This is a genomic window from Microcystis sp. M53598_WE2, assembly GCF_030067735.1.
Lineage (GTDB): Bacteria > Cyanobacteriota > Cyanobacteriia > Cyanobacteriales > Microcystaceae > Microcystis > Microcystis aeruginosa.
Genome location: NZ_JASJFE010000958.1, coordinates 1 through 7,187, shown reverse-complemented (window position 1 = coordinate 7,187; position 7,187 = coordinate 1). Strand labels below are relative to the sequence as shown.

Sequence of the window (7,187 nt, the reverse complement as noted above, 5' to 3'; positions counted from 1 at the left end):
GCGGCAAAAAGTTTTTCCTGGGGGCAGGGTGTGGGGTGTGGGGTGTTAGGGTGTTAGGGTTTTAGGGTGTTAGGGTGTTAGGGTGTTAGGGTTTTAGTTGAAATTCCCCATTCCCCCATTTCCCCATTTCCCCATTTCCCCACTTCCCCACTTCCCCACACCTTTGAAACAGGATTTAGTATTAGTGGTAACAGCAGCTACCCAATTTTTTTTGGTATTTGCTATGCTGATCGTTAACAATTTGTAATCTTTGGGAAATTTCCTCAATACTGCATGGTCGTTTCTGCTACAATTCCACCCCTAGCTCAAGATACCCTCGCCCTGAAAGCGGTGTGGGCAAATGTCGGCTATGATAGTTGTCCCTACCATTACAATTTCCATCTTCATACCCATTGTTCCGATGGTCAAATGAGTCCCCAAGACTTGATGAGACAAGCGTTAGACATCGGACTAAAAGGATTAGCAATTACTGATCATCACTCGATCGAAGGTTATCGACAAGCCCAAATTTGGCTAGAAAATGAGCATTTAAAGGGTTCTCTACCCCATCTCTGGACAGGGGTAGAAATTACGGCGAATCTCTTAGAGACAGAAGTGCATATTCTTGGCTATGGTTTCGATCCTACTCATACCGTTTTGACTCCCTATCTGCAAAGAGCCAAACCGGAAGGAGATCTAGCTTTGGCCTCTAGAGTCATTAACAGTTTACAGCAAGCGGGGGCCCTAGTGGTTCTCGCCCATCCCTTTCGTTACCATCGCCCCGCGGCCGATTTAGTAGCGGCGGCGGTAGAATTGGGTATTGATGGTATTGAGGCCTTTTATGCCTACGGCAATCCCAAACCCTGGCTACCGAGTCAACGGGAAACCGAACAAGCTCTCGCTCTTAGTCGTCAATATCAATTATTCGCCACCTGTAGCACCGATTCCCACGGTAAATCTTTATTACAGCGCATTTAGCCCGATCCCGGGATTAACGGTAAAATAACTAAATTGACTAAACTCGCTCCCTTCTCGATCGAGTGTTAGTTTTTTATGGCCGTTGATCAGTGATCAGTAATCAGTAACCAGTAACCAGTGAAAGAGCCTAAATTTGTTGAAAATTGAAAACTTAAACCTGATAACTTAAAACTTAAACCTGATCACTGATCACTGATAACTGATAACTGATAACCCCCTGAATGAAAGATTTATTCCTTTACACTTGCTGGTTAATTCCCATTTATGGCTTAATTGGTTCGATTTTAACCTTGCCTTGGTCTTTAGGCATTATTAGTCGCACCGGTCCGCGGCCGGCCGCTTATATTAACCTATTGATGACCGTATTAGGGTTAATACACGGAACGATCGCTTTTAATCAAATTTGGCATCGAGAGACGATTAAACTGACTTTTGAATGGGTAAAAGTGGCCGATCTTAGTTTATCCCTTTCGATCGAACTTTCTCCCGTCAGTTTGGGGACGCTGGAAGTGATTACCCTCGTCAGTCTCTTGGCCCAAATCTATGCCCTTGGCTACATGGAAAAGGATTGGTCTTTGGCGAGATTTTATGGCTTAATGGGCTTTTTTGAGGCAGCTTTGGGGGGAATTGCCCTGAGTGACTCCCTACTATTCAGTTACGCTTTCCTAGAGATGTTAACGGTCTCTACCTATCTCCTCGTCGGTTTTTGGTATGCCCAACCTTTGGTAGTAACCGCGGCCCGAGATGCCTTTTTAACCAAGCGCGTCGGCGATATTATTTTATTGATGGGTTTGGTGGCTCTGTCCAGTTACGGAGAAGGATTGAGTTTTTCTCAGTTAGAAAATTGGGCAGTAAATAACCCTGTACCGCCTCTGACGGCGACTTTGTTAGGATTAGCCCTTATTGCTGGTCCAACGGGTAAATGCGCCCAATTTCCCCTGAATTTGTGGCTAGATGAGGCGATGGAGGGACCAAATCCAGCCGGAATCATGCGGAATTCGATCGTGGTTTCGGCGGGGGCTTATGTTTTAATTAAGCTGCAGCCGGTGTTTACCCTATCTCCGATCGCTGCCAATGTTTTAATAGTGTTGGGGACAATGACGGCAATCGGTACTTCTCTGATGGCCTTATCCCAAATTGATATTAAACGGGTTTTATGCCACTCCACCAGTGCCTATCTCGGTTTGGTCTTTATTGCGGTGGGATTAGGTCATGTGGATATCGCTTTACTAATTTTATTCTCCCATGCGATCGCAAAAGCTTTATTGTTTATGAGCGCAGGAGCCTTAATTCTCACCACCAGTAACCAGAATATCACGGAAATGGGGGGAATTTGGGCAAGAATGCCGGCTACAACCACGGCTTTTTTAGGAGGTTCCGCGGGGATGACGGTTTTAATGCCCCTGGGGATGTTTTGGACGTTAAAACGGTGGTTAAGTGGTGAATGGGCGATTCCTTGGTGGTTATTAGCGGTTTTAATCTTTGTTAATTGTCTTAGCATCGTCAATCTCACGCGGGTCTTTCGTTTAGTCTTTTTGGGACAAACCCAAAGTAAGACCCATCGCACCCCGGAAGTGGCTTGGCCGATGGCTTTGCCCATGGTATCGTTGATTTTAATCGTTTTATTGGCCCCGATTATTCCCCTACGTTGGGATTTTTGGCTATCTTTCACCAATCCTCTCGTTAATAACCAGAGTTTTACTATTGTCTGGGGTTTTCCCTTACTGATGGCCTCTGGAGTAATTGGCCTAGTTATCGGGTTAATGGTAGAGTTAAGACGAGCTTGGGCCAGACCAACCGGGTTAATCCTGCGATTCTTGCAAGATTTGTTCGCTTATGACTTCTATCTTGATCGCATCTATCAGTTTACCGTGGTTTTAGCCGTGGGAAGCCTGTCAAAAATTACCGCTTGGCTCGATCGTTATATTATTGATGGTCTGGTTAATTTGGTCAGTTTAGCGACGATTTTTAGCGGCAGTGCCTTAAAGTATAATGTTTCTGGTCAATCACAGTTTTATGTTTTGACTATTCTTTTGGGAATAGGGGGATTAATCTGGCTCTTATTAAACGGTCAATGGTCACTGATAACTGATTATTGGTCATCCCTTTTGACTCATTGAACCTCTGTGTATCGCTCCCTAGTCTTCCGGTCGCGGACTAGGGAGGGAAAGCAGCGGGATGAATCTGCTCGGGGGGGACAGACGGTTAAAATCGGTCTTAGCTTAAAACCCCACACCCTGCCCGCGGGAAAAACTTTTTCAGCAAGCCCTATTTGTGTTATAATTGGTTGGTCAAAAATGCTGGTGTAGCTCAGTGGTAGAGCAGCTGATTTGTAATCAGCCGGTCGCGGGTTCAAATCCCATCACCAGCTTTAATCTCTCACTCCCAATCGAACTTTAAAAAACCTACTTCCCACTTCCCACTTCCCACTTTCAAACCGAAGACCCCTGAACGGAAATTTAAACCAGACAAAACCATTCTAGGGACTGGGGTTAACCACAGAAACCAAAAACCTACCTAAAGCTTTTTAAAGCTACTCATTTCTGTAGCTAGATAGCTAAAATAAGTAACTTTGGCCACCGATAGATTTTAAGAACGTTATCAGGTATAATCAAGATATGAAGCTAGTTGAACGTCATATTATCAGTCAAAACCATCCCTTATGGTCAGAAATAGACCATTATGCCTTTTTGTCAAAAAATTTGTTCAATCTAGCTAACTACCATTATCGCCAATATTTCTTTGAAAACTCCCAAAAACTGAGTTTTAATCAACTCTATCATCTGGTATCTAAAACCTCAGATTATTTAGCTTTACCCACGAAAGTGAGTAAGCAGATAATCAGAAGATTAGATCAGGCTTGGATTAGTTATTTTGCCGCTTTTAGAGCTTGGAAAAAACACCCTGAAAAATTTTTAGGAAAACCTAAAATTATTAAGTATAAGGACAAAACCAAAGGAAGGAACCTGCTGATATATTCTCAGGAATCAATTTATAAAAAACCTTTAAAAGAAGGAATTTGTCACTTGTCTATGAGCGACTTAAAGATGACCACTTCCCGAAGAGAAATAATTGAGGTGAGAATTGTCCCCAAAAGTAGCTGTTATGTCATTGAAATAGTCTATGAAAGACGGTCGGAGACCACAGATAAACAAGAGATAGCTGGGGTAGATTTAGGAGTTAATAACTTAATGGCTGTAACTACAAATCAAACAGGTGTAGCACCTCTTTTGGTAAATGGCAGACCGTTAAAAGCAATTAACACCTTCTACAACAAACAACGTTCCCGCTTACAATCTCAACTGAAAACCAGAAATAATCAACCCTCATCTAAGAGATTGCTATTCCTAACCCATAAACGAAACTGTCGAGTAGAAAATTATCTACACACAGCCAGTAAAAGAGTAATAGATTGGTGTATTCGACCTCAAATAGGGACATTAATAATTGGGCATAATGAGCGGATAAAACAATGTCTTAATCTAGGAAAAAGGAATAATCAACAATTTGTTAATATTCCCCATTATAGATTAATAGAAATGTTAACCTATAAAGCTCAATTAAAAGGGATAAAAGTCATAATAACTGAAGAATCCTATACCTCACAATCCAGTGCTTTAGATAGGGATGAGTTACCTAAATATGGTGAAGAAAAACCATTATTTAAGGGAAAAAGGTTAGCTAGGGGACTTTATAAAATGGGAACAAATCAGTTGTTAAATGCCGATGTCAATGGGGCATTTAACATCATTAGAAAAGTAATTCCTGATGTCATTGACCAGGGAATAAAGGGTTTGCCGTTTAATCCTGTAGTGCTTGACCCACTACGAATGACTAAGCTTTCAGGCTTTTAAGTAAGTTTGAGTAAGTTTAGTTGAGCGGTTCGCAACTGTGGCACACTAGAGAGTAGAACTGAATTGACGGTAAGCTCTTGACTAATCAAATTACCCCTTTCGACCCCCTTCACAACCACGACGAGACGGGCCATGACCACGAGTCAAAAGGGACTCCCCACGTCCATAGCGAAGCTTCCCTGAAGCAAATTATTAACCGTCTCTCGCGCATCGAAGGACATATTCGCGGCATCAAGACGATGGTATCGGAAAATCGTCCCTGTCCCGAAGTTTTGATGCAAATTGCCGCTATTCGCGGGGCGATTGATCGCGTCGCCAGAATGATCCTCGACGAACATCTGAGCGAATGTATTGCCCGGGCTGCCCAGGAAGGTAGTATCGAGACAGAAATTGAAGAATTAAAGGCCGCCTTGGATCGCTTTTTACCCTAGATTGTGCTATAATGAGAAGTTGGCATTTTTTAGGCAGAGAGCGATTACAGGAGGTGAATTAGGTTAATGACCCAAGTGGTAGTTGGTCAGAACGAGGCGATCGAATCAGCCCTGCGTCGTTTTAAGCGACAGGTAGCGAAAGCGGGAATTTATGCGGATATCAAAAAGCATCAATTTTTTGAAACCCCTCAAGAAAAGAGAAAGCGTAAAGCAGTAGCCCGGAGACGACAAAGAACCCGTCGTCGTTAAAACTCCCCAAGTCAGAAGCCGCTCGCAAGCTTCTGGCTTGCTTTTATTTTAACCTAGTGGTGGGGGTTGGGTTTTAGGGGTGTGGGAAGTGGGGTGTGGGGTTGGGGGATGGGGAGATAGGGAGAAAAAAGCTGATTACTGATCACTGATCACTGATAACTGACTCCTGAAGGCTTTTTCGCTTAAGATAAAGTTTAGCCCTCGATCGAGTTCTAGTGTTTTCATGGTATTACAACTGCGGGTCTACGTTCCCGAACATCCTCTGGTTAAGCATTGGCTGGCGATCGCCCGCGATCAAAATACCCCCTCGGTACTGTTTAAAACAGCGATGACGGAACTAGGGCGCTGGTTAACCTACGAAGCGGCGCGGCAATGGTTGCCGACCCTGGAAACTAGCGTTAAAACCCCTCTAGCGGAATGTCCCGCTACTTTTATCGATCCTAGCGTACCGATCGCCGTAGTTCCGATTTTAAGGGCAGGATTAGCCCTGTTGGAAGGGGCCCAAAGCCTTTTACCCCTAGCTAGTACCTATCACCTCGGTTTGGCCAGAAATGAGGAAACCCTGGAGGTGAGTTGTTATTTAAATAAATTACCGGCCAGTTTTGATCCGGCCACGAGAGTGTTAATTCTCGAACCGATGTTAGCCACGGGGGGATCAATTTCCATGGCAATGGCAGAAATTACCGGCAGAGGCGTTGATCCTACCCTGATTCGCCTGATTTCCGTGGTGGCTGCCCCGCCAGCTTTACAGAAATTGAGTCAAAATTATCCCAGCTTGAACATCTATACGGCTATTATCGATGAAGGATTAAATAGCGGCGGTTACATCGTGCCTGGATTGGGTGATGCCGGCGATCGAGCTTTTGGAACCTATTAGGAGAAAAAGGGATTATGAGTCAGCGAGATGGGTTTACGGGCGGTTTTTTAGCCGGTGCGATTGTCGGTGGTTTAGTGGGCGGTGTTTTGGGGACAGTGTTGGCTAATCGCGGCCGTCGCGGTTTAGCAGATGGGGATAATCAAGCTTTTTTGGAGGAGAGCCGCAATGGGCGCTTGACTCCAGAGGAAGGCATGGAAGTGGCCCGCCGCAGTTTAGAAGATAAAATTGCCCAGTTAAATCTAGCGATCGATGATGTGCGTCAACAGTTAGGAGCGGTACAGGAAAACGGTAGCGATCATTAAATAGGGCTGGCTGAATAAATCTAAAAACCTTGTTGGATAATATCTTAAGAATAATGTGTTGACAATTAGGCAGAGCCTTGCAACCAGTAAAAACAATCATCGCTTAGACTTGATCGCAGAAAAACAACGAAATCTAAAACCGTAATTTTCCGTTAGAATTAGCAGTAATCAAACACCACGCTTGTCGGAGCTATGGTTAACCTCACCTATAACAAAAATCGCCCTCTTCCCAGCGCCGAAGAATTGCCCTCTTCCGACGAAACTCCAGTGGATAATCAGTTACAGAATGATATTCCCAATCTACTGCTAAGTTTATTAGCTTTAATTTGGTCTGGTCGAGATGATTGGTATTTTGGGGTAGATATGGCTGTTTATTATAATCCAGAGGAATCAGCTTTTGTCCCCGATGGTTTCTTGGCCCTTGGAGTCAACCATGATACGGGAGAAAGAGGTCGGTTAAGCTATGTTTTGTGGCAAGAAAAGTATATCTTGCCGATTTTGTTTTTAGAGGTAATTT

Annotated in this window: 7 protein-coding genes, 1 tRNA gene and 1 pseudogene; all 9 read left to right on the top strand. The window is 43.9% G+C overall.

Annotation, left to right across the window (positions count from 1 at the left end; all coding sequences use genetic code 11):
- Nucleotides 1–273: 273 nt before the first annotated feature.
- Entirely contained in the window at nt 274–957 is a 684-nt protein-coding gene (locus tag PX636_RS19665) for a PHP domain-containing protein (RefSeq protein ID WP_004162466.1), read from the top strand.
- 221 nt (nt 958–1,178) lie between these two features.
- Nucleotides 1,179–3,077, top strand: coding sequence for an NAD(P)H-quinone oxidoreductase subunit F (locus PX636_RS19660; RefSeq protein WP_004162467.1), 1,899 nt, complete (start codon nt 1,179–1,181; stop codon nt 3,075–3,077).
- 179 nt (nt 3,078–3,256) lie between these two features.
- A tRNA-Thr gene (locus PX636_RS19655) sits at nt 3,257–3,328 on the top strand.
- Between the two features lie 247 nt (nt 3,329–3,575).
- Entirely contained in the window at nt 3,576–4,811 is a 1,236-nt protein-coding gene (locus PX636_RS19650) for an RNA-guided endonuclease InsQ/TnpB family protein (protein WP_288118412.1), read from the top strand.
- A gap of 77 nt (nt 4,812–4,888) precedes the next feature.
- Nucleotides 4,889–5,242 carry a metal-sensing transcriptional repressor gene (locus PX636_RS19645; RefSeq protein WP_002781887.1) on the top strand — a complete coding sequence of 118 codons (354 nt, stop codon included), beginning with the start codon at nt 4,889–4,891 and terminating at the stop codon, nt 5,240–5,242.
- Between the two features lie 66 nt (nt 5,243–5,308).
- Complete coding sequence (rpsU, locus tag PX636_RS19640; protein WP_002738938.1) at nt 5,309–5,491, top strand: 30S ribosomal protein S21; 183 nt, start codon at nt 5,309–5,311, stop codon at nt 5,489–5,491.
- Nucleotides 5,492–5,714: 223 nt separating this feature from the next.
- Nucleotides 5,715–6,368, top strand: a complete 654-nt coding sequence (upp, locus tag PX636_RS19635) for a uracil phosphoribosyltransferase (protein WP_288118410.1) — start codon at nt 5,715–5,717, stop codon at nt 6,366–6,368.
- Nucleotides 6,369–6,382: 14 nt separating this feature from the next.
- The gene (locus PX636_RS19630) at nt 6,383–6,670 is read left to right on the top strand and encodes a ssl2009 family thylakoid membrane protein (RefSeq protein ID WP_002798884.1); all 288 of its coding nucleotides are present in this window, start codon (nt 6,383–6,385) and stop codon (nt 6,668–6,670) included.
- Nucleotides 6,671–6,862: 192 nt separating this feature from the next.
- Nucleotides 6,863–7,187: pseudogene (locus PX636_RS19625) on the top strand (Uma2 family endonuclease); the annotation flags it as partial.